A 25,016-nucleotide genomic window follows, 5' to 3' on the forward strand; every position below is an offset into this window, starting at 1 on the left:
TGGCCGGTCGCGCCCCGTGCCCTGCGAACGCGGACGGCGGCTGCGGTACCCGGCTCTCCCGGGTGCCGCGGCCGCTGTCGTCGGGCCGGGTCCGTTACTGGGTGACCGGGCGGAAGAGCCAGTGGAGGCGGGCGGTGCCGGCTCCGGGGCGGGTGACGGTGACGGTGTCGACCGTCGTGCTCCTGGTCAGGTCGAGGTGTTCGTAGGGACTGGAGAAGTTGGACAGCAGGGTGCCGTTCGGGCCGTCGGCGGTCCTGCACCACAGGTAGCCGTTGTCGTTGGGGCGGTAGGCGCCCATGGTGACGTAGTTGCCGTTCTGCGGGTCCCCGGGGCTTGCCGCCGTGGAGTTGACGTACTGCCCGGCGTGGATCAGGTACTGGCAGTTGGAGGAGCTCCCGCTCGGCCCCGCCGAGACGGTGCTGAACTGCTGGCTGCTCCCGTGCGAGTCCGGCGCCAGGTACACCGGGTAGGGCGCTGTCTCCAGGTCGTCGACGGCGAGGGCCGGGGCCGAGCCGCCGGCGTCCGTCGCGACGATCTCGGTGAGGTTGGTGCCCTCCTGGACGTCCTGGAGGAACCAGCGCTGCTCGGCCGAGCCGTTCCAGTCCCGGGCCACGATGCCCAGACCGGGGCCGAGGTCGGTCAGGTACTGCCGGGTGACGTAGTTGACCAGGGTGTAGGTGCCGTCGCCCTGGTCGGCCGCCGCCCAGAGCTGGTCCAGCGCCGCGTTCTGCCACAGCACCGTCCGTGCGTCGCGGGCGCCGCCCTCCTGGCCCAGGTAGCGGCCGGCGAAGGGGGCGTGCGGGTGGAAGAGCCGGAAGAAGCCCCGGTGCTCGGGGTCCTCGGTCAGGCTGAACACCTGGGAGGCGGAGTTCCGCCGGTTGAGCGGCTGGTCGTTGACGGCGTGGTCGGTCGCACTGGTGGGGCCGGCCACGTTGGTGGTGGCGGCGTTGCGCAGGAAGACCTGGTTCGGCCGGGCCGGTTCGGTGACCTGGGCGGGCACCGGGTCCGGCAGGCCGCCGAGGGTGTAGACGACGGGGTAGTGGTCGGCCGAGTCGAGGCCCGGCCGGTCGATCCCGGTGACGGCGCCCTGCGGCTGGCCGGTGGGCAGCACCGCGTAGTCGAGCGTCCTGCGGGTGCCGTTGGCGATCCGGTCGACCGGGTGCGTGGGCAGGGTGCTGGCCTGGACGGTGAACGTGTTGCCGACCGCCGTCTGGAGGTTGTCGGGAGCGCGGTTGTAGTCGCCCAGGGCGATCCAGGGCAGGCCGGTCGGGGTCATCTGGTCCTGGATGATGCGCAGGAGCTGCGGGTCGTCGCTGCCGGAACTCCCCGAACTGCCGTGCAGCGAGAAGTAGACGAAGCCGTCGACGTTGACGCCGAGCGCGGGCCGGGAGTCCCAGTTGTCGGCGATGACGGCCTCCCGGGTGGTGAAGACGCCGTCCGCCGGGACCCGGGTGCGGCTGTAGACGGCCAGGTTGACCCGGCCCCACTGGTTGTTGCTGGTGTCGGTGCGCAGCCAGTAGAGGTACCCCGCCGGCCGGCTCGCGCCGCCGAGCCGGTACTCCCGGACCGGGACGGTGAAGCCGAGGTTGTCGACGTACCGGGTGTTGGCGGTGTGGATCTCCTGGAGGAAGGTCGCGCCGCCGGGCGGTGCACCGGCCTCCTGGAGGGCGACGACGTCGGCCCGGCCGTCCAGCGGGCTGGTGCCGTAGAGGCGGGGGAGGTCGTTGCTGTACCGGCTGCCGTTGCCCTCGGGGGTCTGCGCTCCCTGCATGTTCCAGGTGGCGACGCGGCGGCTGTGGTTGTCGCGCGGGTCGAGCCCGCCGGTGTCCCGCAGGAACAGCGACGGCCGCTTGCCCACGTCGGTGGGGACCACGCCCTGGCCGGCGTAGTCGAGGGTCTCCCGGCCGCCCCAGTCGGGGATGGCCTGGCCGCCCTGGGCGAGCGGCTGGAACCGGCTCGGCGCGCCGTTGGCGGAGCCGAACTGGTAGGCGGTGCCGGTCTGGGTGCCGTAGGGCGCGTACGGCAGGTAGGCGCCGCCGGGGGTGGTCTGCTTGACCATGGTGTTGTTGTAGAAGACGTTCTGCGGGCCGGAGGAGCCGGACCACTTGACCGCCTTGGGGCCGGCCGCCCACCACACCGGGTACCACGTCCCCTCGTCGATCTCGCCGCCCTCGCCGCCGCAGTTGGTCTCGCAGCTGCCCGAGCGGTGCTCGTAGGGGACGCGCAGGGTGTTCTGCTCGAACAGGTTGTTGTGCTCCCACCCGCCGTGCAGGTTGAGGTCGGAGTCGAGGTCGTTGCGGAAGGCGACGTTGCCGCTGGCCGACCACTGGAAGGTGAAGTGGCGCAGGTTGCGGCTGAGGTTGTAGGCGTAGAGGGAGTCCCAGACCCGGCTGCCGCGCAGGTAGCCGTTGCCGCCCTTGCCCTTGTTCCAGGCGCCGTCGAAGCTGTTGCGCTCGATCTGGAGGTTGCGGGCGTCCTCGGTGACGATCGGGTGCGAGCCGGTCATCTCGGCCTTCAGCCCGCGTGCCCAGTCGTTGGCGGCCCACTTGAAGACGATGCCGTGCATCGCGTACTCGGGCGCCATGTTGCCGTAGTTGTGCACGGCCTGGGCGGGGGTCGGGCTGTAGCTGCCGCCGCCGAGCTTGGGCAGGCCGGTCAGGTCCTGGGTGAAGGCGAAGTTCTCGAAGCCGACGCCCTGGACCACCTTCAGCGGGGTGACCTTGCTGGGGTACGGCTTGTCGCCGAGGGCGGTGGAGCCGTCCGAGGTGGAGTCGACCGGGAGGTCCCACTCCAGCGGGCGGTCCAGGGTGACCGTCCGGGCGGAGGCGTCGATCGCGGTGAGCCGGAACATCTGCTGCCGCATGTGGAGGTTGTCCATCTGGCTGCGGTCGGAGACGCCCTGCTGCTCGTAGAACTTGACGCTGTTGGCCGCGCCGACCCAGACGTAGCCGCCGAGGGCGAACTTCTTCATGTCGGCCTTGGCGTCCAGCTGCACGAGGTTCTGGCCCTGCCGGGCCGCCCAGCCGGGGTCGGCGGCCTGGGCGCCGACCTTGATGCCGGAGGCCCAGTGCTGGTTGACGCTGCCCTCGAAGATGTCCTTGCGGTTCGCCGGGGCAGCGGCCCAGTCGTCCTGGTAGCGCTCGGCGATGTCCCGGGTCTGGACGCGGAACAGCCCTCGGCCGGGCCAGATCCAGCCGCCGGTGCCGACGTCGCTGCCGCTGCCCGCCTTCATGCTGTCCTGGTCCCAGCGGCCGTTGACCAGGGTGTCGTAGCGGGTGTTGACGTCGGGTCGGAACACCAGGCGGGTGCCGCCGTCGCCGGAGCCCTGGCCGCGCAGCACGAGGTAGTCGGCGTCGGCGTAGATCTGCCGGGAGAGGTCGATCCGGCCGGCCGGCAGGGAGATCAGCGAGAGCCGGTCGAAGTTGGCGCCCGGCGAACAGGCGGACTTGATGTCGTCGATCGCGCGCTGGAGGCCGGTGGTGTCGTCGACGCCGTCGTTCGGCCGGACCGCGTACTGGGAGGCGAGCCGGTCCGGGGTGATCCGGCAGCCGGGGTCGTCGGTCAGGCTGCCGTCGTCGGGCAGCGGCAGGCCGCCCCGGTACCCGGCCCGGGACCAGTCCGGCATGCCGGGGGGCGGGCCGGTCCGGTTGGCGTAGCTCAGGTCCGGGCCCTCCGCGCCGGGGCCGGCCGTGACGGCGGCCACCGGGGCCGCCCCGGCCGCCGGGGCGAGGACGGTGCCGGAGAGGGCGGGCAGGGTGAGGGAGAGCAGCAGGCCGGAGAGCAGCGCGGCCGCCGGTCGTAGGCGTTTCATCGGACCTCGTTCCGTGTCGTGGTGGTGTTCCCGGCCCGGGGAGAGGGTCGGGAGACCGCACCGGAACGCCCCCGGCACCGTGCGGGAGCCGGGGGCGTCGGGGCGAACGGCGCCGGAGCGCCGGGTGCGCCGGGCCCGTTACGGGCAGTAGAAGCGCAGGCCGGAGATCCGGTCGTTGAGGTAGTAGGTGCTGGTCCCGGCGTTGTAGTCGCCCTTGGTGCCCCAGCTCCACGAGGACGCGAAGTCCAGCTGGGAGGGGTGCAGCTCGCCGTAGGCGTCGTCCCAGAACTCGATCTGGCACTGGGAGTTGTTGATCCAGGACGAGACCTGGTCGTTGGCGAGGTCGCCGTTGAGGAAGTGGACCTTGGTGAGGCGAACGACCTCGTTGCTGCCGCCGGCCGGAGGCGGTACGACGATCGCCTTGGAGCCCAGGCCGCCGCCGTTCTGGTACAGGCAGAGCGCCCAGGCCGGGCAGCCGTCGTAGGGGGGATTGGCCGCGGAGGCCGGGGTCGCCGTGAGCAGCATGACCGCTCCGGCGACCGCGCCCGCGACGACGGTGGCAGCCGACTTGAACGATTTCAGGGCCACGGTGGAACTCGCTTTCCAGGACCGCCCGGGGTCTGGACCCGGGCTGGTTGACAGTACGCATCGTGCGGCGGGCCCGGTCGGGGCCCGCCGCACGGTCAGCCTGCGGGAGTGGGAAGCGTGGGCGCATCAGTCATCTGACTGCATGACGTGTCTGTGCAGGTCGGAGCCGGTGCGGTCAGGCGTCGTCAGCTGCGCCCGGGTCGGCGCCGGGTGTCGACCGGTCAGAGGAAGTAGAGGCGGTTCAGCGGGACGTCCTGGGCGGGTTCGGAGTGCAGCGCGGTGCCGTCGAGGGTCACCAGGCCGCGCCGGGCGTCGACGAGGACCTCGCCCAGGCGGGTGTTGCGGACCAGGTCGGCGGGGCCGATGCCGCGGGTGTGGCGGACGGCGACCCGGCGGCGGCGGGTGGTCATGCTGTCGTAGGGGCGGGAGTGGGTGCCGGCCTCGGCGGCGGCGCGGCTGGTGAACGCGACCGAGAGGTCGGCGGGGGTGGCGCCGTGGGCGCCGAACAGCGGGCCGAGGACCAGCGGCTGGCAGGTGTCGGTGGCGGCGTTGGGGTCGCCGGTGACGCCGTAGGCGGGGAAGCCGGCCTTGAGGACCAGCTGCGGCTTGGCGCCGAAGTGGTCGGGGCGCCAGAGCACGATGTCGGCGAGCTTGCCGGTCTCGATGGAGCCGACCTCGTGGGAGAGGCCGTGGGCGATGGCCGGGTTGATGGTCAGCTTGGCGATGTAGCGCAGCACCCGCTGGTTGTCGTCGTCCGGCCCGTCGCCCTCCATCGGGCCGAGTTCGGCCTTCATCTTCCCGGCCACGGCGAAGGTGCGGCGCACGGTCTCGCCGGCCCGGCCCATGCCCTGGGCGTCGGAGGAGGTGATACCGATCGCCCCGAGGTCGTGCAGCACGTCCTCGGCGCCCATGGTGCCGGCCCGGATCCGGTCGCGGGCCATCGCGGCGTCGCCCGGCAGGTCGGTCTTGAGCGCGTGGACGGAGACGATCATGCCGTAGTGCTCGGCGACCGCGTCCCGGCCGAAGGGCAGGGTGGGGTTGGTGGAGGAGCCGATGACGTTCGGCACGCCCGCCATCTTCAGCACATTGGGCACGTGGCCGCCGCCGCAGCCCTCGATGTGGAAGGCGTGGATCGTCCGGCCCTCCAGCACCCGCAGGGTGTCCTCCACCGACAGGCACTCGTTCAACCCGTCGGTGTGCAGCGCCACTTGGACGTCGTGGACCTCGGCGACGGAGAGCGCGGTGTCCAGCGCGCGGGTGTGGGCTCCCATGTCCTCGTGCACCTTGAAGCCGCAGGCGCCGCCCTCGGCGAGGGCCTCCACCAGCGGGGCCGGGTGCGAGGACGAACCGCGGCCGAGGAAGCCGATATTGACCGGCCAGGCGTCGAAGGCGTTGAAGGCGTGCCGCAGCGCCCAGGGGGAGTTGACGCCGACGCCCCAGGCCGGGCCGAACTCCTGGCCGATGATCGTGGTGACGCCGGAGGCGAGCGAGGCCTCCATGATCCGGGGGGACATCAGGTGGACGTGGGTGTCGACGGCACCGGCGGTGGCGATCAGGCCCTCGCCGGAGACGATCGCCGTCCCGGTGCCGACCACGACGTCCACGCCGTCCAGGGTGTCGGGGTTGCCGGCCCGGCCGATCGAGGTGATCCGGCCCTCCCGGATGCCGATCGAGGTCTTGCGGATGCCCTGGATCGCGTCGATGACCAGCACATTGCTGATGACGAGGTCGCAGGTGTCGCGGACGGCGGCGGCCTTGAGGTGCAGGCCGTCGCGGGCGGTCTTGCCGAAGCCGGTCAGGAACTCGTCGCCGGGCCGCTGGGAGTCGGACTCGACCCGGACGACCAGACCGCTGTCCCCGAGCCGGACCCGGTCCCCGGCGCGCGGGCCGTGCACGGCGGTGTACTCGGCGGCGTCGATGCTGTGGCTCATGGCCGGTTCTCCTGTCCGTTGTCGCGTCGGTTCTCGGAACCGTTCTCGGGCTCCGCCCCGAGGTAGCCCCGCTCGGCGGCCCGGCGCAGGGCCTCCCGCCGGATCGGGGGCGAGTCCAGCGGGCCGTCGACCAGCCCGGCGAAGCCGATCGCGACCCGCTCGCCGCCGATCGGCACCAGGCCGACCTCGACGGTGCTGCCCGGGTCGAAACGCACCGAGGAGCCGGCCGGGACCGCGAGGCGCATGCCGTAGGCGGCGGCGCGGTCGAAGGCGAGCCTCGGGTTGGTCTCGAAGAAGTGGTAGTGCGAGGTGACCGAGACCGGCACCTCGGCGGTGTTGCGCACGGCGAGGGTGCGGACGGGCCGGGTCGGGGGCTCGGGGCGGTGCTCGGTGAGGACGGCGCCCGGGGCGTCCGAGGCCAGTCCGCCGCCGCCGAAGGGGTCGGTGATCACCGCGAGCCGGGTGCCGTCGTCGAAGACCGCCTCGACCTGGATCTCGGTGACGAGGTCGGGGACGCCGGGCAGGACGTCGTCGGCGCCGAGCACCGAGCGGCCCCGGGCGACGGCCTCGGCCAGCCGGAGGCCGTCGCGGGCGGCCTCGCAGACGGTGTCGGAGATCAGCGCGGTGGCCTCGGGGACGTTGAGCCGCAGGCCGCGGGCGCGGCGGGCGCGGGCGAGTTCGGCGGCGGTGAAGATCAGCAGCCGGTCGCGTTCGGTGGGGGTCAGTTGCACGGGTGTCCGTTCTCCCTCGGGTGCGGGCGGGCGGCGGGGTGCGGGCGGGCGGCGGGGTGCCGGCGGGCGGGGTCGGGCGGGTGCGGCGTGTTGGTGCTGCTGCGGGGCCGGGCGGCGGGATCAGCCGACGGCGGGGATGTCGTGGGTGGCGCAGTGGATGCCGCCACCGCCGCCGGCGATGGTGTCGATCTGGAGCGGGACGATCTCGCGGCCGGGGAAGTACTCCCGGAAGACGTCGTGGGCGTGGTCGTCGGCCCGGGGGTCGCCGAACAGCGGCAGGTAGACGCCCTTGTTGCCGAGGTAGAAGTTCATGTACGAGGAGACGAAGGCGTCGCCGCGCCCGGTGATCTTGTCGGGGTCGGGCTGCTGGAGTTCGACGACCTTGAGCCGGGCGCCGGTGGCGTCGGTGGCCCCGGCGAGCACCGAGCGGGCCTGGTCGGCGGAGCGGGACCAGACGTCCGGCGGGGTGCCCGGGAACGACCGGTCGAGCAGGACGACGCCGGGGGCGGCGAAGCGGACCAGGCAGTCCACGTGGGCGTCGGTGATGTCCTTGCCCTTGACGCCGGCCAGCCAGACGACCTTGGTGACGCCGAGCAACTGCTTGAGCTCCGCCTCGACCTGGTCGCGGGTCATTCCGGGATTGCGGTTGTCGTTGACGATCGAGCTCTCGGTGATGAGGAGGGTGCCCCGGCCGTCGCTCTCGAAGGAGCCGCCCTCGGCTACCAGCCTGGTCTCCACGCGCTCGATCCCGTACTTGGCGAGGACGCCCCGGGCCACCTTGGCGTCGTTGCCGTGCTGCTGCTTGCGGCCCCAGCCGTTGAAGTTGAAGTCGACGCCCTTGACCTTGCCGCCCTCCTCGACGAACACCGGCACGGTGTCGCGCGCCCACAGGTCGTCGACCGGGACGGTGAGCAGCTCGACGTCGGATCCGCAGGCGTTGCGGGCCGAGGACTCCTGGCCGGGCCGGACCAGCAGGACCAACGGCTCGCGCTCGCCGACGGCCCGTGCCACCTCGGCGATGTCCTTGCGGACGGCGGCGAGGTGCTCGCCCCAGACGTCCTCGGAGGCGGGCCAGGACATCATGGTCCGCTCGTGCTTCTCCCACTCGGCGCCGAGCCGGCGGCCCTTCCCGGGGGTGCCTCCGGTTGTTCCGCCGGCCGGGCCGGCGGCGGGGGAGGAGGGTTCGGCCGGGTCGATCAGGTCGTCCACGGCGGCGCAGCCGGACGCGCCGAGCGCGATCAGGCCGGCGCCGGCGAGCGAACGCAGGACGGTGCGACGGGCGAGGGGGGAGTGGGACACGGTGGACTCCGGTGGGGCTGGGAGCGGTTCGGTCCGGCGCCGAGGGGGCGGGGTTCCGGGGAACGCCGGGTGCGGCGCCGGACCGGCGGCGGACGAGTCGTCCGGCATCGCCGTGAACTGCACTGTTGCACTGACTGAAAAATCAGTCAAGCCGAGGGGCAGGACGAAGCCCCCGGCCGGGAGCAGTCCGGCCGGGGGCTTCGGGCAGGTGCGGCCGTCACGGCGACGGCTCGGGTCCGGCCGCCGCGGTGGCGCGCGGGTGCGGCCGGGCGGAGGGCGGCTCCAGTCGTCGCGACGGGCCGGTTCAGCCGTTGCGGCGGTAGTGGTCCACGGACACTCTGACCGGTCCCTCGCTGCCCGCGGTGGAGAGCACCCGGACCACGGCGAGCGACCGGCCGTCGGCGGACCGGACGCAGAAGGCTCCCCGGGGGCCGACGGCGGCGAACGGCACCCGCCCGGTCGGCCGGCTGCTCAGCCCCTTGACGCACTCGGCCACCCCCAGGGCGGCGTCCCGGCCGATGTAGGAGTCGGCGGTCTCCGGGACGAGGAACTCGTTCTCGCCCCGGCCGAGGTACCAGGTCACGCTGTCGGCCGGGACCACGCTGCCGGTCGCGAGGTCGAACTCGTAACCGGCGTCCGCCGAGGTCAGCTCGGCCGCGCGGTAGGCGACGGCGTAGTCGGCACCCGGCGTCGGCGTCGGCGTCGGGGTGGCGGACGGGGTCGGCGCGGCCGGGGCCGTCGGGGAGGCCGGGGCGGAGGCGGAGGCGGACGGCGGGGCGCCGGGTGAGTGGGTGGCGGACACCAGGTCCTCGGAGGTCGCCGCCTCCACCGTCTCCGGGGTGTCCAGCAGCAGCACCGTCGCCGCCGCGCCGACGGTCAGTGCGACGGCGGCGGTCACCGCGGTGCGCCCGAGGCCCCGGCCGCGGCGCGGCTTCGCCCGCGCCCGGTGGCCGTCGACCGGGTCGTCGCCCGGGTGCGGCAGTGCGGCCGCCGTCAGGGTCGCGCCCGGGGGCGGCAGCGTCGGCGCCACCAGGGTCGGGGCCGCCGCCGAGCGCGGGGCGAGCACCGTCAGGGCCTGGTCCGGATCGTCGCCGACGGACCCGCCGGTGGGCCCGCCGGCCGCCTCGGCCGGTACCTGCGGCAGTTCGGCGTGCCGGTTGATCTGGCTGGTCAGCGGGTGCGGCAGCCAGTCGTCGCCGAACCGCAGGTGCCCGGCGACGGCCGGGTGCTCGCGAACGGCGGCGATCACCTCGGCGGTGCTCGGGCGGTCCTCGGGCCGCTTGGCGAGGCAGCCCAGCAGCAGTCCGCGCAGGCCCTCCGGGACCGGGTCGAGGTCGGGTTCCTCGTGCACGGTCCGGTAGAGCGTGGCCGGGTCCGGGCCGTCCCCGAACGGCGGGGCGCCGGTCGCGACGTGGACGGCCAGGGCACCGAGCGCGTAGACGTCGGTGGCCGGGGTCGCGGGGCGGCCGGTGGCCTGCTCGGGCGCCATGTAGGCGGGCGAGCCGATGCGCAGGCCGGTGCTGGTGAGCGCCCCCGCGTCGGCCGCCCTGGCGATGCCGAAGTCGATCACCCTGGGGCCGTCGGGGGCGATCAGGACGTTGCCGGGCTTGAGGTCGCGGTGCACCACGCCGGTGGCGTGGATCGCCTGGAGCGCCTCGGCGATGCCGGCGATCAGCAGCAGCACCGTCCGTTCCGGGAGCGGGCCGAAGCGCTGCACCACCTGCTGCAGGGACGGGCCCGGCACATAGGTGGTGGCCAGCCACGGGGTGGCGGCGTCCACGCCCGCGTCGACCAGCTGGGCGGTGAAGAGGCCGTGGATCCGCCGGGCGCTGGCCACCTCGTGGGCGAAGCGGGCCCGGAACTCCGGGTCCTCGGCGAGCTCGGGCCGGACCACCTTGAGGGCGACCGGCCGCCCGCCGGGGGTGTAGGAGAGGTAGACCCGGCCCATGCCGCCGGCGCCGAGCCGGGCGAACAGCCGGTAGCCGCCGACCTCGCGGGGGTCGTCCGGGGTCAGCTCCTGGAAGACCGGCGGCGTGGCGAAGGGGGATCGGTCAGCGGACATGCGGGCTGCCTCTCTCGGCGGGCTGGGCGGGGCGGGGCGGGGCGGGACGCGGGCGCCCCGACCCGGCCGGGCCCGGCAGCGGGCGCGGCGGGGGACGAGCGGGGCAGGGGTCGGACGGGCCGGGGGTCGCACGGGCCGGGGGTCGCACGGGCCGGGGATCGGACGGCCCGCGAAAGGGGCGTCCGGCACGCGCGGTGCCGCCGAGTTTAGAGGTTGCGTCAGGATCGACCGAATCCGGCCCCGGATCCCGCCCCGACCACCGCCGCCGGAGCGCCGCGGCCGGCCGGGCCGGGCCGGTCCAGCTCGGCCCCGATCGCCCCGCGCAGCAGCAGCCGGGCGTGCTCGACCGGCAGCGAGCCGCTGTGCCAGCGCACGCTGAGGCCCTCGACCAGCGCGGTCAGCCGCTCGGCGGCGGCCGCGTGGGCCGGGGCGGTGCCGCCGGGGTCGGCCCGGGCGAGCAGTTCGGCGACATCGTGCACCCAGGTGTGGGTGGTCCGGGCGAGGTCCTCGCGGAGGTCCGGCTCGAAGACCGCCGTGGCCCTCAACTCGCCCCAGGCGATGCTGTTCTCGCGTACCTCGACGGTGTCCTGGAGCTCCAGCAGCAGCACCTGTTCCAGGTCCGCCCTGGGGTCCTCGGTGCGTGGTGCGGGGTCCGGCTCGGCGGTGTAGTGGTCGGCGCGGTCGCTGATGAAGTCCAGGGTCCGGCGCAGCAGTCCGGCCCGGTCGCTGAAGTGGTAGTAGATGAGCGAGGTGGACACGCCGGCCTCGGCGGCCAGCTCGCCCACCCGCAGTCCGCGGACCCCTCGGCGGGCGATCACGCGGGTGGCGGCTCTGAGAATTTCTGTCCGACGGTCCGACATGGGCGCCCACTCTACGCGTTTCCTGGCCGGTCGGACACGTTCCTGATGATCGTTTCAGGGGAATCGGTAAGCCCCGAACCAAATGCTTGACTGAATTTTCAGTTCGGTGCAGGATGCGGGGCAACCCCACGGGACCACCCTCCCCACAGGGCAGCCCCCACGGGCCCGTCCTCCAAGGACGCCCCCCCACACCTCCCACCTTCTGCCAGGGAGCGCGACATGCCCACCCCCACCCCCTCGCGTCGCGGCCTGCTCCGGTTCGGCGCCGCCGCGGTACCCCTGATCGCCCTCGGTTCCGCCGTCCCGGCCGCCGCCCGGGCGGCCACCGCACCGGCCTCCGCCGACGCCGCCGCCCCGGCGGCCAGTGCCGCCGCGCCGCTGCTGCGGATGCCCGCCGAGTCCGACCGCCACGACCGCACCTTCATGGCCTGGCCGGCCCTGCCCTCGGTCTGGCGGACCCAGCTGTCCGCCGTCCGCGACGACATCGCCAAGCTGGCCCACGAGATCTCCCGCTACGAGCCGGTCGTCGTGGTGGCCCGCCCCGGGCAGGCCGCCGACGCCCGCTACTACTGCGGTCCCGGCGCCTACTACCGGATCACCGTGGTCGAGATCTCCAACGACGACCTCTGGATCCGCGATTTCGGGCCGACCTTCGTGGTCGGGCCGGGCACGATCGCCGGCGTCGACACCAACTTCAACGGCTGGGGCAAGGACGGCACCCCCTACTACCAGCGGTACGCCGAGGACGCCGCGGTCGCTGGCACCCTGCTCGCCGAGTACGGGGTGGACCGGATCCGGGCCCCCTTCGTCGGCGAGGGCGGCGCCCTGGAGACCGACGGCGAGGGCACCCTGCTGGCCACCGTCAGCTCCTGGGTGAACCCCAACCGCAACCCCGGCATGTCCCAGGACGAGGTCGAACGCGCCCTGCGCACGACGCTCGGCATGGACAAGGTCATCTGGCTGGACGGCGTGGCCGGGCAGGACATCACGGACGCCCACATCGACTGCCTGGCCCGCTTCACCGCGCCCGGGCGCGTCCTGCTCGACCGGCCCGGCCCCGGCACGGACCAGGTCTGGGTCAAGGTCTACGAGCAGGCCAAGCGGGCCCTGAGCACCGCCACCGACGCCCGCGGCCGCGCGCTGACCGTGGTCGAGCTGCCCGCCCCGGACCGCAAGCGGATCCGCGGCCGCGACCTCGGCAAGGACTTCCTCTCCAGCTACAGCAACTTCTACGTGGCCAACGGCGCCGTGTTCGTCCCCCAGTTCGGCCACGCCGCGGCCGACGCGCGGGCCCGCGCGATCCTCCAGGCCGAGTTCCCGACCCGCGACATCGTCCAGGTCGACATCGACAACATCGCCTCCGGCGGCGGCGGCATCCACTGCGCCACCCAGTCCCAGCCGTCCGTCCCGCCGCTCCGCTGACTCCCCGGCGGCCCGTCCGGTTCCCCACGGAGGCGGGCCGCCGGGGCTCCCCGTCCACCCGGTAGCACCGGTCCAGCAGTACCGGTCCCGCAGTACCGGTCCCGCAGAGCCGCTCCCGCAGCACAAACCCCCGCAGCACCCGGCCGGCCCGCGCACCCGACGTGCCGGGCCCGGCCGGGCCCGAAGAGAACGAGGATCCCCATGACCCACCGCATGCCCGCCGAGTGGACCGAGCACGACGGCTGCCTGATGGCCTGGCCGGTCCGGTCGGACCTCTGGGGCGACAGCCTCGACGAGGTGAAGCGCGAGTACGCGGCCGTCGCCCGGGCCATCGCCGAGTTCGAGCCGGTCACCATGGTGGCCCCGCCCGGCCACGGCGACGAGGCCCGCACCCTGTGCGGCCCGGACCTGACCGTCGTCGAGATCCCCCAGGACGACTCCTGGTTCCGCGACTCCGCGCCGATCTTCGTCCTGGACGAGGAGGGCCGCCGGGCCGGCGTCGACTTCCGTTTCAACGCCTGGGGCCGCAAGCACCACCCCTGGGACGCCGACGACCGGATCAGCGGCCTGCTGCTGGAGCACCTCGACGTGCCGGCGATCCGCTCCGAGATGATCCTCGAAGGCGGCGCGATCACCGTCGACGGCGAGGGCACGCTGATCACCACCGAGCAGTGCCTGCTCCACCCCAACCGCAACCCCGAGCTGGGCCGCGAGGAGATCGAGGCCGAGCTGAAGGCCCGGCTCGGCGTCACCAAGATCATCTGGCTGCCCTACGGCGGCGCCCTGGACACCGAGACCGACGGCCACGTCGACGGCGTCTGCGCCTTCGCCGCCCCCGGCAAGGTCGTGGTGCAGCTGCCCGCCGACCCCGCGCACCCCGACTACGTGCGGATGCGCGCCAACCGCACGGTGCTGGAGCACTCCACCGACGCCCAGGGCCGCCCGTTCGAGATCGTCGACGTCACCCAGGCCGCCTTCGTCGAGGTGGACGACGTCCGGGTCGAGGTCGGCTACCTGAACTTCTACGTGGCCAACGGCGGCGTCGTCGTCCCCGTCGCCGACCACCCCGAGGACGCCGGCGCGCTCGCCGTGATCGCCGCCGCGTTCCCCGACCGCAAGGTCGTCGGCGTGCGGGCCCGGGTGATCGCCTTCGGCGGCGGCGGCGTCCACTGCATCACCCAGCAGATCCCGGCCGCCCGCGCCTGACCCAGCCAGCGAACGGAGAACCACCCTCATGACTCCCACCGCACCCGCCAGACGCACCCGGACCAGGCGCCCGCTCCTCGCCGCCACCGCGCTGCTCGGCGCCGCGGCCCTGGTCGCCGCCTGCTCGGGCCCGCCCCGCGGCGGCTCCGCCGACCGGGCCGACGTCCAGCTGTCGCCCTCCAGCCCGCCGGCCGCCGGGGACATCGACTCCTTCACCTGGGCCACCTACGCGGAGCCGCCCACCCTGGACTACCTCCAGGCCTTCGACTACCCGCAGAACACGGTCCTGTCGAACGTCTGCGAGAGCCTGATGCGCTGGACGCCCCAGCTCACCCTGGCCCCCGGCCTGGCCGAGAAGGCGTCCAACCCCGACCCCACCACCTGGGTCTACGACCTGCGCTCCGGCGTGCACTTCCACGACGGCTCGGTGATGACCGCCGAGGACGTCGTGTACAGCCTCGGCCGGCAGATGAACCCCGACAACGCGGCGGCCTGGGCGCAGTCCTTCCAGAACGTCGACACCGTCACCGCGACCGGCCCGCTCCAGGTCACCGTCAAGCTCAAGCGGCCCGACTCGCAGTTCCCGCAGTACATGGCCACCGCCGCCGGCACCGTCGCCGCCAAGGCCGGGGTCGAGGCGGCCGGCCGGGACTACGGCACCAGCGGCAGCCTCGACTGCACAGGCCCGTTCAAGCTCGGCAGCTGGACCAAGGGCCAGTCGATCGAACTCCAGCGCTTCGACGGCTACTGGGGCAACCGGGCCAAGGCCGGCAAGGTCTTCGTCCGCTTCCTCACCGACCCCTCCGCGCGCACCAACGCCATGCTCAGCGGCGAGGTCGACGGCGGCTACCTGATCCCCACCGAGAGCTACGACCGGCTCCGCAACGGCGGCACCGGCACCCTGTACTTCGGCGAGGGCCTCAGCACCGTCAACCTCAACGTCACCAGCATGGACGGCCCGCTCGGCGACCTCCGGGTCCGCCAGGCGCTGTCGCTGGCCCTCGACCGCACCGGCTTCGTCCGCACCGGCCTCGCCGGCGCCGGCACCGTCACCGGCTCGCTCACCACCAGGGCCGCCTGGGGCACGCTGCCCGAGGACGTCCGCGCCACCGCCTTCGCCCACCTCACCCCCACCGCCCAGGACATCGAGCGGGCCAAGGCCCTGGTCAAGGAGGCCGGCGCCAGCGGCCGGACCCTCACCGTCGCCACCAGCAGCATCGGCCAGGACGTCTCGCTGCTCGCCACCGCCGTCCAGTCCGCCGGCGCCCGGATCGGCCTCAACATCCAGCTGCGGACCATCGCCCCGAACGCCTTCACCTCGCTGTTCACCGACCCCAAGGCGCGCGAGGGCCTGGACATGTTCCCGGAGACGTACTACGACTCCATCACCGACCCGCTCGACCTGCTCGCCAACTTCCGCACCGGCGCCTACCAGAACTTCGCCGGCTACAGCGACCCGGCCTACGACGAGCTGGTCGACCAGGCCTCCGCCGAGTACGACCCGGCCAAGCGCGGCGCGATCGAGGCGCAGCTCCAGCGGACCGCCTCCGAGAAGCTGCTGTGGATCCCGGTCGCCGAGTGGCCCACCGCCGTCTTCCTGAACAAGCGCATCACCGGCGCCCCGACCACCATCTCCTACCTGTACTACCCGTGGGCCGCCGACGTGGGGGCCGCGCGGTGACGTTCCTGCGATTCGCCGTCCGACGGCTGGTCGAGATGGCCGTCACCCTGCTCGGCGCCTCCTTCGTCGTCTTCGGGGCGATGTACCTGGCGCCGGGCAGCCCGGCGAGCTTCCTGCTGTCCGGGCGCTCGGCCTCCCCGGCCGCCCTGCAGGCGATCAACGAGCAGTACCACCTGGACGACCCCTTCCTGGTGCGCTACCTCCGCTGGCTCGGCCAGGTGGTGCAGGGCGACTTCGGCCGCTCGCTCACCTACCGCACCGACGTGTCGGGCCTGCTCGCCGACCGCCTGCCCGCCACCCTGCTGCTGGTGGCCATGGCCCTGCTGGTGGTCGTCGTGATCGGCCTGGTGCTCGGCTGGATCGGCGCCGTCCGCGGCGGCACCACCGACTCGGCGATCCTGGTCACCACCACCCTCGCCGTCGGCACCCCGTCCTTCGTCGCCGCGGTGCTGCTCCAGGGCCTGTTCGCGGTCAAGCTCGGCTGGTTCCCCAGCAGCGGCGCGGGCGACGGCCTGCTCGACATGGTCTGGCACCTCACCCTGCCCGCGATCGCCCTCGCGCTCTACCTGATCGGCATGCTCGCCCGGGTCACCCGCTCGGCGATGCTCGACGCCCTGGAGGGCGAGCACGTCACCGTCGCCCGCAGCCGCGGCGTGCCCGAGCGCGAGGTGATCCGCCGGCACGTGTTCCGCAACTCGCTGGGCACCGTGCTCACCACCGGTGGCCTGATCGTCTCCACCCTGCTGGTCTGCACCATCCTGGTGGAGTCCGCCTTCAGCGTCGGCGGCCTCGGCCAGCTCCTCGAACTGTCCACCACCACCAAGGACTTCCCGACCGTCCAGGCCATCTCCCTGATCATCGTGGCCCTGTTCATGACGGTGAACCTGCTCGTCGACCTGCTCCACCCGCTCGTCGACCCCCGGGTCACCCTCGGCTCCAGGAGGTCCGACGCATGAGTGTCGCCCTCGCCCGGCGGCCCGGCCTCGCCCGGGTCAAGTCCGCCCGCGCCCCGCTCTACCGGATCTGCCTCGGCCTCGCCGCCCTGGTCGTGCTCGCCGCACTGCTCGCCCCCTGGCTGGCACCCGACGACCCGAACGCCGTCGACCTCGGCAACGCCCTCGCCGGCCCCTCCGCCGACCACCTGCTCGGCGTGGACGCGGCCGGCCGCGACACCCTCGCCCGGCTGCTGATCGGCGCCCGCACCTCGCTGCTCGGGCCGCTCGGCGTGGTCGTCTTCTCCACCGTCGCCGGTGTCGCCGTCGGCCTCCTGGCGGGCTGGCGCGGCGGCTGGATCGACTCCGTGCTGTCCCGCAGCACCGAACTCGTCTTCGCCTTCCCCGGCATGCTGCTCGCCATCCTGATCGTCGCCGTCCACGGCGAGGGCCTGATGGCCCCCGTCGTCGCCCTCGCGATCGCCTACCTGCCCTACGTCTCCCGCCTGACCCGCTCCCTGGTGCTGGCCGAACGCATGCGGCCCTACGTCTCCGCCTACCAGGTCCAGGGGCACTCGGCCCTCCAGATCTGCCTGCGGCACGTCCTGCCCAACATCGCGCCGATCGTGCTCGCCCAGTCCACCGTCAACTTCGGATACGCCCTCATGGACCTGGCCGGCCTGTCCTTCCTCGGACTCGGCGTCCCCGCCCTCACCCCCGACTGGGGCCGCATGGTCTTCGACGGCCAGACCGCGATCCAGCACGGCTACCCGCTCTCCGCGATCCTGCCCTGCGTCCTCATCGTGCTCACCGTCGTCGCCTTCAACGTCGTCGGCGAGCGCTGGGCCGACCAGGTCGCCCGGAGGACCCCGTGAACGCCCTCGACGTCCGGGAGCTGCGCCTGCGCCTGCCCGGCACCGCCCGCCCGGTGCTCGACGGGGTCGACCTCACCGTCGCCCCCGGCGAGACCGTCGCCCTGGTCGGCGAGTCCGGCTCCGGCAAGTCCCTCACCTCGCGCGCCGCCCTCGGCCTGCTGCCGCCCGGCGCCGTCCCCGCCGGCGAGGTCCTCGTCGACGGCCGGGACGTCCTCACCATGGACGCCGCCCGGCTGCGCGAACTGCGCACCGGCCGGGCCGCGATGGTCTTCCAGGACCCCCGGGCGGCCGTCAACCCGCTGCGCCGGATCGGCGACTTCCTCACCGAGAGCGTCCGCCTCACCGGCACCATGAGCGCCGCCGACGCGGACCGGCGCGCCGTCGAACTCCTCGACGCCGTCGGCCTCGGGCCCGAGCTGATGCGCCGCTACCCCGGCCAGCTCTCCGGCGGCATGCTGCAACGCGTCATGATCGCCGCCGCCCTTATGGGCGACCCGGTCCTGCTGCTCGCCGACGAGCCCACCACCGCGCTCGACGTGACCAGCCAGGCCGAGGTCATCGCCCTGCTGGACCGGCTGCGCGAACGCTTCGGCACCGGCCTGCTGTTCGTCACCCACGACCTGGGCCTCGCCGCCGCCATCAGCGACCGGGTCTATGTGATGTACGCCGGGCGGATCGTCGAGTCCGGCCCGGCCGAGGCCCTGTTCGAACAGCCCCGCCACCCCTACACCGCGGCGCTGCTCTCCTCCACCCCGCGGCTGGACGGCCCGACCGGCCGCCTCGCCGCCATCGACGGCCAGCCGCCGGACCTGCGGCAGGAGCTCACCGGCTGCGCGTTCGCGGCCCGCTGCCGGTACGTGACCGACACCTGCCGGGAGGAGGCCCCCGTGCTGCGCCCGGCCCCCGGTCGGCCCGGGCAGCCGGCCGCCTGCCACCACCCGCTCGAAGGGAGCCCCGCCGATGTCTGAGGCAGCCACCGGCACCGCCCTGCCGGGCCTCGCGGCGGACACCGCCGCGCTGGAGGTCACCGGCCTGTGCCGGACCTTCGGCGCGGTCCGGGCCGTGGACGAGGTCTCCTTCACCCTCCCCGCCGGCGGCTCGCTCGGCATCGTCGGGGAGTCCGGCTCCGGCAAGACCACCACCGCCCGGATCGTCGTCGGCCTCGAACGGGCCGACGCGGGCCGGGTCCTGGTGAAGGGCCGGGCCCGCACCGGCGCCGCCCGGGGCAAGGCCGAACGCCTCGCCCGCGCCCGCGAGGTCCAGATGGTCTTTCAGGACCCGTACCTCTCGCTGGACCCGCGCACCAGCGTCGAGGCCGCCCTGCGGGAGACCCTGCGGCTGCACTTCCCCGGCACCGACCACCCGGCCCGGATCAAGGAACTCCTCGACCAGGTCGGCCTCGGCACCCGGGCCGCCGAGGCGCTGCCCCGGCAGCTCTCCGGCGGCCAGCGCCAGCGCGTCGCCATCGCCCGGGCGCTGGCCGTGCAGCCGGCCGTCCTGGTGCTGGACGAGGCGGTCGCCGCGCTGGACGTCTCGGTCCAGGCCCAGGTGCTCAACCTGCTCGCCGACATCCGCGAACAGACCGGCATCGGCTACCTGTTCATCACCCACGACCTCGGCGTGGTGCGGTGCGTCACCGACCAGGTCGTGGTCATGCGGAACGGACGGATCGTCGAGGCCGGCCCCACCGCCGAGGTCCTCGACGACCCGCAGCACGCCTACACCCGGTTGCTGCTGGAGTCCGTGCCCCGGCCCGGCTGGGATCCCGACCGGATCGCCGCCGCGCGCCGCGCCCTGTGAGCCCCCCGGCCCGGCAGCCGCTCGGGGTCTGCCGGGCCGGGGTCCCGTCCCCTTCCGGGGGCCGATGGTGGCGGGCCCGGGATTCACCCCGATGGCGGGTACCTGGCGAGGCCGGTCCTGACCCGGCTTTCAGTAGCGTGCGGGACCGTACCCCCTCAGGCACCTACCGGAACGAGGCCCCATGGCTCACCCGGCCCACCCGGCCCACCCCGGGCCGTCCCGCCGTTCGCTGCTGCGCTCCGGGACGGCGCTCGCCGCACTCGCCCTGACCGCCGGCTGCTCCTCCGACAGCGGCGACGAGCAGCCGCCGAGCCCCGCCAGCACCGCCTCGGCCCCCGCGCCGACCGCCTCCGGCAGCCCGTCCGCCGCGGCCGCGCGCGCGATGCCGGCCGAGTCGGCCCCGCACACCCGCACCTTCATGGCCTGGCCGGCCCTGGAGGAGGTGTGGGGCGACCAACTGCCCGGCGTCCGGGAGGACATCGCCGGGCTGGCCCGCGCCGTCGCCGGCTTCGAGCCGGTGGTGCTGCTCGCCCGCCCCGACCAGGCCGAGCAGGCCCGGCAGGCCTGCGGCTCCACCGTCGAGGTGCTGGAGCTGATGGTCGACGACCTGTGGGCCCGTGACACCGGCCCGACCTTCGTCACCGGCCCGCAGGGGCTCGCCGGGATCGACTTCAACTTCAACGGCTGGGGCAACAAGCAGGCCCACGCCAACGACAGCCAGGTCGCCCGCAACGTCCTCGACCACTACGGCATCCTGCGGATCCAGGCGCCGATCACCGGCGAGGGCGGCGGCATCGAGGTGGACGGCGAGGGCACCCTGATGGCCACCGAGAGCTCCTGGGTCAACCCCAACCGCAATCCCGGCAAGAGCCGGGACCAGATCGAGGCGGCCTTCAAGGACCTGCTCGGGGTCAGCACCGTGCTGTGGTTCCAGGGCGTCGCCGGGCAGGACATCACGGACTGCCACATCGACGCCCTGGCCCGCTTCGCCGAGCCCGGCACCGTCGTCATCCACCGCCCCGGCCCGGACACCCCGCCCGACATCTGGACCACCGCCTCCGACCAGGCCCTCCAGGTCCTCGCCTCGGCGAAGGACGCCCGGGGCCGCACCCTCAAGGTGGTCGACCTCCCCGAGCCCGACATCGACCTGATCCCCGGCGCCGGGAAGGACTTCCTCGCCACCTACCTCAACTACTACGTCTGCAACGGCGGCGTGATCGTGCCGCGCTTCGGCGACCAGGCCGCCGACGACCGGGCCGCCGGGATCATCGGCGACCTCCACCCCGGCCGGAAGGTCTCCCAGGTGTCCATCAACCACATCGCCTCCGGCGGCGGGGGCATCCACTGCGCCACCCAGCAGCAGCCCGTCGCGCCCGGCACCAGCCCGACGTGAGCGGACGCAGGCTGCGGGACCGCCGCTTCCTCCTCGTCCTGCTGATCCTCGCCGTGCTGTGCTCGGCCGGCATCGCCCTGTACTTGAACGAGCGCAACACCCGCCAGCAGACCCGGGAGCTCTCCCTCCCCAGCACCGGCGACTGGGTCGAACTCGACGTCACCTCGCAGGACATCGACGCCGCCGGCGGCGAGATGACGCTCTACGTGGTGCCCGTCCCGCACGGCACCCTGGCCCAGGACCCGGAGTCCGGCACCTTCACCCGCCGGGTCGACATCACCGTCCGCGCAACGACCCGCACCGAGCTGCGGGCCGACCCGGGGGAGGCGGCGACGCCCAAACCGGTGTCGGCCAACCTCTACGACGGCACCCCGACCGACTACCCCTTCGACCGCTACCGCTTCGAGGTGCTGTTCTCGGCCGCGGACGCCACCGGCGCCGTCCCGGTCGGGGTGGTGTTCGGCGACGCCGACCCGTTCTTCGTCGTCCGGCCGACCGGCACCCCGTACGGGGCGGAGGGCACGGTGTTCGAGGGGCGGGTGAGCAGGGCGCGGAGCACCTTCATCCTGGCCTGGTTCATGATCGCGGCGATGTGGGCGCTGGCGCTGGCGGTGCTGGCCGGGGCGGAGGTGCTCTACCGGGGCCGGCAGGGCATGGTGTGGCCCTCGCTGGGGTGGATGGCGGCGACCCTGTTCGCGCTGATCGGCATGCGCAACGCGGCGCCCGGCACGCCGCCGATCGGCTCGCTGATCGACTACGTGGCCTTCTTCTGGGCGGAGGGCATCATCGCGGCGTGCCTGGTGGTCACGGTGGTCTCGGGCAGCCGGGTCGAGCACCGGAAACGGGTCGACGCCGACGGGCCGACGGCCGGGGCGGGGCCGTGACGGGCGTGGAGGCTCAGTGGCGCGGGCCGACCGTCGACGCCAGGGAGTCCAGCAGGGTGCGCAGCACCCGGGTGCCGTCCACCGTCCCGTCCAGCGAGCCGATGGCGGCGATGCCGTCCACGGCGGCGGCGAAGGCCTCGCCGAGCGGCGCGGGGTCGGTGTCGCCGCCGCGTTCGACCACGAGCGCCCGGAACAGCCGGACGAAGCAGGACCGCCACCGCCCGTACTCGGCCTCCAGGGCGACCCGGACCCGCTCGTCGTTGAGGGCGAGCCAGTGCAGGGCGGCGTGCAGCCGGGCGAGGTCGGGGCTCTCGGGGCGGGTGAGCAGGGTCAGTACGCGTTCGGCCCGCTCGGCGTAACCGCCGGGGCCGGCCACGGCCTCCTCCAGCGGGGTGATCCACTCGGGCCTGATGTCCGCGACCACGGCCACGATCAGGTCGGTGCGGTCGGCGAAGTGGTAGTGGCACATCCCGTGCGAGACGCCGGACAGCGCGGCCACGTTGCGGGTGGTGAAGCGGCCTGCCTCGCCGCCCGCGAGCAGGATCCGGGCCGCCGCGATCAGCCGGGCCCGGGTCTGCTCGCCCTTGGCGGAGGTCCCGGCGCGGCCGGTGCCGGCCGCGCGGGGGGCGGTCGCGTCCTCGGCGCTGCCGGTGGCCGGGCCCGGGGTGGTGGTGGCCGGGCCCGGGGTGCCGGTGGCCGCGTCCTGGGTGCCGGTGGCCGCGTCCTGGGTGGTGGCCGGGTCCGCGCCCGTCGCCTGTGTCGCCATGGCGGTCACTGTAACGACTGCCGGGGCCGGGGAGGGGCCAAAGCTGCGCAAAGTATTGACCGAGCGCTTGGTCAGTTCTACCTTTTCGGTCAACTGCTGGACGAGCAGGGCACCTTGACCCGGAGGTAGTGATGAACGACCGCTCCAGATCCGACAGAGCGACCGGCGGACCGACCGACGCGAGCACCGCCGACAGCCTCGACCGCCGCCGGTTCCTGGCCGTCGCCGGCCTGGCCGCCGCCGGCACCGCGATCACCGTCGCCACCGGCGGGTCGGCCGCCGCAGCCGCCGGCCGCAGCAGCACCGGGGCCGAACGGGCCGCCGCGGCGGCCGCGGGCTTCCGGGTGCCGATCGACACCCTGCGCCACACCCGCACCTGGATGGCCTGGCCGGACAGCACCAGCATCTGGCGCAACAAGCTCGCCGGTGTCCAGTCGGACATCGCGCTGATCGCCAAGACGATCGCGAAGTACGAGCCGGTGACCATGTGCGCCAACCCGGCCAGCGTGGCCAAGGCCCGCTCGATGTGCGGCTCGGCGGTCACCGTGATCGGGGACATCCCGGTCGACGACTGCTGGATGCGGGACACCGGCCCCGTCTTCCGCACCGACGGCGCCGGCGGCCTGGACACCATCGGCCTCAACTTCAACGGCTGGGGCAACCACCAGACCCACGCCAACGACTCCCTGGTCGCCGGGCGGGTCGCCGCCTACCTGGGCCTGCCGTTCACCGCCGCCGGGCTGGTCGCCGAGGGCGGCGCCGTGGAGGCCGACGGGGCCGGCACCCTGATGGCCACCCGGAGCAGCATCCTCAACTCCAACCGCAACCCCGGCAAGTCCCAGGCCCAGGTCGAGAGCGCGCTGTGCGCCGCCTTCGGCGCCTCCAAGGTGATCTGGTTCGCGGGCATCGCCGGCCAGGACATCACCGACGACCACGTGGACGCCACCTCCCGCTACCTCGGCGGCACCACGGGCGTGGTCCAGATGCCGCTGGCGGGCGACACCGACGCCTGGTCCCAGGACGCGCGCCAGCAGTACCAGATCCTCTCGGCCGCCACCAACGCCCAGGGGCAGCGGTACACGGTCAGCCAGATCCAGGGACCCAACTACAACCTCATCCGCTCCACCGACCCGAACTTCGTCGGCTCCTACGCCAACTACTACCTGTGCAACAACGCGGTGATCTCCGCCCAGTTCGGCGACACCCGGGCCGACAGCGCGGCGAAGGCCACCCTCGCCCGCCTGTTCCCCGGCCGCACCGTCGAGCAGCTCAACATCGACCGCCTCGGGGCGGGCGGCGGCGGGATCCACTGCGTCACCCAGCAGCAGCCCGCCGTGTGATCCGGCGGGGCCGGGTCCGGTGGGGCGGACCCGGCCTCGGACGGTCCACACGGTCGGCCGATGGCAGGCCAGCAGGTCAGCCGATGGCCGGGATGTCGTGGGTGGCGCAGTGGATGCCGCCACCGCCGCCGGCGATCCCGTCGATCTTCACGGGGACGATCTCGCGGGTGGGGAAGTACTTCTTCATCACCTGCTGGGCGTGCTCGTCGGCCTTCTGGTCCCCGAACTTCGGCAGGTAGACGCCCTTGGTGCCGATGTAGAAGTTCATGTAGGAGGAGACGAAGGCGTCGCCGCGCCCGGTGATCCGGTCCGGGTCGGGCTGCTGCAGCTCGACCACCTGCAGCTTCCGTCCGCGCGCGTCCGTCGCGCTCCCGAGCACGGAGCGGGCCTGGTCGGCGGAGCGGGACCAGACGTCCGGCGGAGTGCCGGGGAAGGCCTTGTCGAGCACGACGACGCCCGGCGCGACGAAGCGGACCAGGCAGTCCACGTGGGCGTCGGTGATGTCCTTGCCCTTGACGCCGGCCAGCCAGACGACCTTGGTGACGCCGAGGGCCTTCTTGAGCTCCGCCTCGACCTGGTCGCGGCTCATCCCCGGATTGCGGTTGGCGTTGACGACCGAGCTCTCGGTGACCAGCAGCGTGCCCTCGCCGTCGGTCTCGAAGGAGCCGCCCTCGGCGACCAGCCGGGTCTCGATCCGCTCGACGCCGTACTTGGCCAGGACGGTGCGGGCCACCTTGGCGTCGTTGGCGTGCTGCTGCTTGCGGCCCCAGCCGTTGAAGTTGAAGTCGACGCCCTTGACCTTGCCGCCCTCCTCGACGAACACCGGCACGGTGTCGCGCGCCCACAGGTCGTCGACGGTGACGGGGACGACCTCGACGGCCGCGCCGCAGGCCTTCTGCGCGGCGTCCTTCTGGTCGGGGCGGGCCATCAGGACGACCGGCTCGCGGGCCGCGATCGCCTGGGCCAGTCCGGCCACGTCCCGGCGGACCTCCGCGAGCTGCTCGCCCCAGATGTTCTCCGAGGACGGCCAGGACATCACCGTGCGCAGGTGGTTCTCCCACTCGGCGCCGAAGCGGCGGGCGCCGGTCGTACCGGGCGTACCGGTGCCGGTGGGGGCGGCGGTGGCTGTGGCGCTCGGGGTGCCGGGCGCCGGGGTGGGCGCCGCGGTGGGGGCGTCGGTCGGCGGAGTGGTGGGCTGTCCGGACGGCGGGAGGGCGCCGGTGCCGTCGGGGTCGCTCGCGCCGGTGGGGTCGCAGGCGGTGAGGCCGAGGACGAGGGCGCCGGCCCCGGCGCCGGCGAGGGAACGCATCACGGTACGGCGGGACATGGCGTTGGTCATACGGATCCTCCGGCTGGGGACGGGGTCGGTGGGGGCAGGACGCAGCTGGTCGGGGTGCGCTGAGGTCCGGGTGCTGGGGTCGGGCCCTGCTGCCGC

Annotated in this window: 19 protein-coding genes; 10 read left to right on the forward strand and 9 right to left on the reverse strand. The window is 73.8% G+C overall.

Translation table 11 applies throughout. From position 1 onward, the window contains the following. Positions 1-94 precede the first annotated feature (94 nt). The 7 genes from OG715_RS36595 to OG715_RS36625 all read right to left on the reverse strand — a co-directional run bounded on the left by OG715_RS36595 (position 95) and on the right by OG715_RS36625 (position 11,282). The gene (locus OG715_RS36595; protein ID WP_266272974.1) at positions 95-3,811 is read right to left on the reverse strand and encodes a hypothetical protein; all 3,717 of its coding nucleotides are present in this window, start codon (positions 3,809-3,811) and stop codon (positions 95-97) included. Positions 3,812-3,949: 138 nt separating this feature from the next. Further along, positions 3,950-4,399: a peptidase inhibitor family I36 protein gene (locus OG715_RS36600; protein WP_266272973.1), complete on the reverse strand. Its 450-nt coding sequence runs from the start codon at positions 4,397-4,399 to the stop codon at positions 3,950-3,952. Positions 4,400-4,620: 221 nt separating this feature from the next. Beyond that, positions 4,621-6,330 (reverse strand): urease subunit alpha, encoded by a 1,710-nt coding sequence (locus OG715_RS36605; RefSeq protein ID WP_266272972.1) that lies wholly within the window; start codon positions 6,328-6,330, stop codon positions 4,621-4,623. Then, entirely contained in the window at positions 6,327-7,061 is a 735-nt protein-coding gene (gene ureA / locus OG715_RS36610) for an urease subunit gamma (protein ID WP_266272971.1), read from the reverse strand. Before ureA ends, OG715_RS36605 begins: the two co-directional genes overlap by 4 nt. 120 nt (positions 7,062-7,181) lie before the next feature. After that, positions 7,182-8,360, reverse strand: coding sequence for an agmatine deiminase family protein (locus OG715_RS36615; RefSeq protein ID WP_266272970.1), 1,179 nt, complete (start codon positions 8,358-8,360; stop codon positions 7,182-7,184). Positions 8,361-8,664: 304 nt separating this feature from the next. Then, the gene (locus OG715_RS36620) at positions 8,665-10,422 is read right to left on the reverse strand and encodes a serine/threonine-protein kinase (RefSeq protein ID WP_266272969.1); all 1,758 of its coding nucleotides are present in this window, start codon (positions 10,420-10,422) and stop codon (positions 8,665-8,667) included. Between the two features lie 218 nt (positions 10,423-10,640). Beyond that, entirely contained in the window at positions 10,641-11,282 is a 642-nt protein-coding gene (locus OG715_RS36625; protein WP_266272968.1) for a TetR/AcrR family transcriptional regulator, read from the reverse strand. Positions 11,283-11,501: 219 nt separating this feature from the next. Here OG715_RS36625 and OG715_RS36630 point away from each other — a divergent pair, with 219 nt between their 5' ends. The 9 genes from OG715_RS36630 to OG715_RS36670 all read left to right on the forward strand — a co-directional run bounded on the left by OG715_RS36630 (position 11,502) and on the right by OG715_RS36670 (position 21,475). Continuing rightward, on the forward strand, positions 11,502-12,704 hold the full coding sequence (locus tag OG715_RS36630) for an agmatine deiminase family protein (RefSeq protein WP_266272966.1): 1,203 nt from the start codon (positions 11,502-11,504) through the stop codon (positions 12,702-12,704). A 201-nt stretch (positions 12,705-12,905) separates the two neighbouring features. Next, positions 12,906-13,910 (forward strand): agmatine deiminase family protein, encoded by a 1,005-nt coding sequence (locus OG715_RS36635; protein WP_266272964.1) that lies wholly within the window; start codon positions 12,906-12,908, stop codon positions 13,908-13,910. Positions 13,911-13,938: 28 nt separating this feature from the next. Further along, the gene (locus OG715_RS36640) at positions 13,939-15,591 is read left to right on the forward strand and encodes an ABC transporter substrate-binding protein (RefSeq protein ID WP_266272962.1); all 1,653 of its coding nucleotides are present in this window, start codon (positions 13,939-13,941) and stop codon (positions 15,589-15,591) included. Then, on the forward strand, positions 15,588-16,547 hold the full coding sequence (locus OG715_RS36645; protein ID WP_266272960.1) for an ABC transporter permease: 960 nt from the start codon (positions 15,588-15,590) through the stop codon (positions 16,545-16,547). The genes OG715_RS36640 and OG715_RS36645 overlap by 4 nt, the downstream gene beginning before the upstream one ends. Continuing rightward, positions 16,544-17,398: an ABC transporter permease gene (locus OG715_RS36650; RefSeq protein ID WP_266272959.1), complete on the forward strand. Its 855-nt coding sequence runs from the start codon at positions 16,544-16,546 to the stop codon at positions 17,396-17,398. The genes OG715_RS36645 and OG715_RS36650 overlap by 4 nt, the downstream gene beginning before the upstream one ends. Then, positions 17,395-18,366 carry an ABC transporter ATP-binding protein gene (locus tag OG715_RS36655; protein ID WP_266272958.1) on the forward strand — a complete coding sequence of 324 codons (972 nt, stop codon included), beginning with the start codon at positions 17,395-17,397 and terminating at the stop codon, positions 18,364-18,366. Before OG715_RS36650 ends, OG715_RS36655 begins: the two co-directional genes overlap by 4 nt. Beyond that, on the forward strand, positions 18,359-19,198 hold the full coding sequence (locus OG715_RS36660) for an ABC transporter ATP-binding protein (protein WP_266272957.1): 840 nt from the start codon (positions 18,359-18,361) through the stop codon (positions 19,196-19,198). Before OG715_RS36655 ends, OG715_RS36660 begins: the two co-directional genes overlap by 8 nt. Positions 19,199-19,379: 181 nt before the next feature. Beyond that, positions 19,380-20,591, forward strand: coding sequence for an agmatine deiminase family protein (locus OG715_RS36665; protein ID WP_266272956.1), 1,212 nt, complete (start codon positions 19,380-19,382; stop codon positions 20,589-20,591). Beyond that, positions 20,588-21,475 (forward strand): DUF4436 family protein, encoded by an 888-nt coding sequence (locus OG715_RS36670; protein WP_266272955.1) that lies wholly within the window; start codon positions 20,588-20,590, stop codon positions 21,473-21,475. The genes OG715_RS36665 and OG715_RS36670 overlap by 4 nt, the downstream gene beginning before the upstream one ends. A 13-nt stretch (positions 21,476-21,488) precedes the next feature. Here the strand turns inward: OG715_RS36670 and OG715_RS36675 are convergent, their stop codons facing one another. Then, a complete protein-coding gene (locus OG715_RS36675; RefSeq protein WP_266272954.1) occupies positions 21,489-22,241 on the reverse strand; it encodes a TetR/AcrR family transcriptional regulator in 753 nt (250 codons plus the stop codon). A 131-nt stretch (positions 22,242-22,372) separates the two neighbouring features. Here OG715_RS36675 and OG715_RS36680 point away from each other — a divergent pair, with 131 nt between their 5' ends. Next, complete coding sequence (locus OG715_RS36680) at positions 22,373-23,581, forward strand: agmatine deiminase family protein (protein ID WP_266272953.1); 1,209 nt, start codon at positions 22,373-22,375, stop codon at positions 23,579-23,581. Positions 23,582-23,657: 76 nt separating this feature from the next. Here OG715_RS36680 and OG715_RS36685 read toward each other — a convergent pair whose 3' ends face one another. Continuing rightward, positions 23,658-24,920, reverse strand: coding sequence for an agmatine deiminase family protein (locus tag OG715_RS36685; protein ID WP_266272951.1), 1,263 nt, complete (start codon positions 24,918-24,920; stop codon positions 23,658-23,660). Between the last annotated feature and the right edge of the window lie 96 nt (positions 24,921-25,016).

Source organism: Kitasatospora purpeofusca, from assembly GCF_036010405.1.
Classification (GTDB): Bacteria; Actinomycetota; Actinomycetes; order Streptomycetales; family Streptomycetaceae; genus Kitasatospora; species Kitasatospora purpeofusca.

Excerpts from the sequence above, each read along its gene's own strand:
- OG715_RS36595 (WP_266272974.1), bottom strand. The coding sequence starts at position 3,811 with ATGAAACGCCTACGACCGGCGGCCGCGCTGCTCTCCGGCCTGCTGCTC.
- OG715_RS36605 (WP_266272972.1), bottom strand. The coding sequence starts at position 6,330 with ATGAGCCACAGCATCGACGCCGCCGAGTACACCGCCGTGCACGGCCCG.
- OG715_RS36620 (WP_266272969.1), bottom strand. The coding sequence starts at position 10,422 with ATGTCCGCTGACCGATCCCCCTTCGCCACGCCGCCGGTCTTCCAGGAG.
- OG715_RS36625 (WP_266272968.1), bottom strand. The coding sequence starts at position 11,282 with ATGTCGGACCGTCGGACAGAAATTCTCAGAGCCGCCACCCGCGTGATC.
- OG715_RS36630 (WP_266272966.1), top strand. The coding sequence starts at position 11,502 with ATGCCCACCCCCACCCCCTCGCGTCGCGGCCTGCTCCGGTTCGGCGCC.
- OG715_RS36635 (WP_266272964.1), top strand. The coding sequence starts at position 12,906 with ATGACCCACCGCATGCCCGCCGAGTGGACCGAGCACGACGGCTGCCTG.
- OG715_RS36640 (WP_266272962.1), top strand. The coding sequence starts at position 13,939 with ATGACTCCCACCGCACCCGCCAGACGCACCCGGACCAGGCGCCCGCTC.
- OG715_RS36650 (WP_266272959.1), top strand. The coding sequence starts at position 16,544 with ATGAGTGTCGCCCTCGCCCGGCGGCCCGGCCTCGCCCGGGTCAAGTCC.
- OG715_RS36660 (WP_266272957.1), top strand. The coding sequence starts at position 18,359 with ATGTCTGAGGCAGCCACCGGCACCGCCCTGCCGGGCCTCGCGGCGGAC.
- OG715_RS36665 (WP_266272956.1), top strand. The coding sequence starts at position 19,380 with ATGGCTCACCCGGCCCACCCGGCCCACCCCGGGCCGTCCCGCCGTTCG.
- OG715_RS36675 (WP_266272954.1), bottom strand. The coding sequence starts at position 22,241 with ATGGCGACACAGGCGACGGGCGCGGACCCGGCCACCACCCAGGACGCG.
- OG715_RS36680 (WP_266272953.1), top strand. The coding sequence starts at position 22,373 with ATGAACGACCGCTCCAGATCCGACAGAGCGACCGGCGGACCGACCGAC.
- OG715_RS36685 (WP_266272951.1), bottom strand. The coding sequence starts at position 24,920 with ATGACCAACGCCATGTCCCGCCGTACCGTGATGCGTTCCCTCGCCGGC.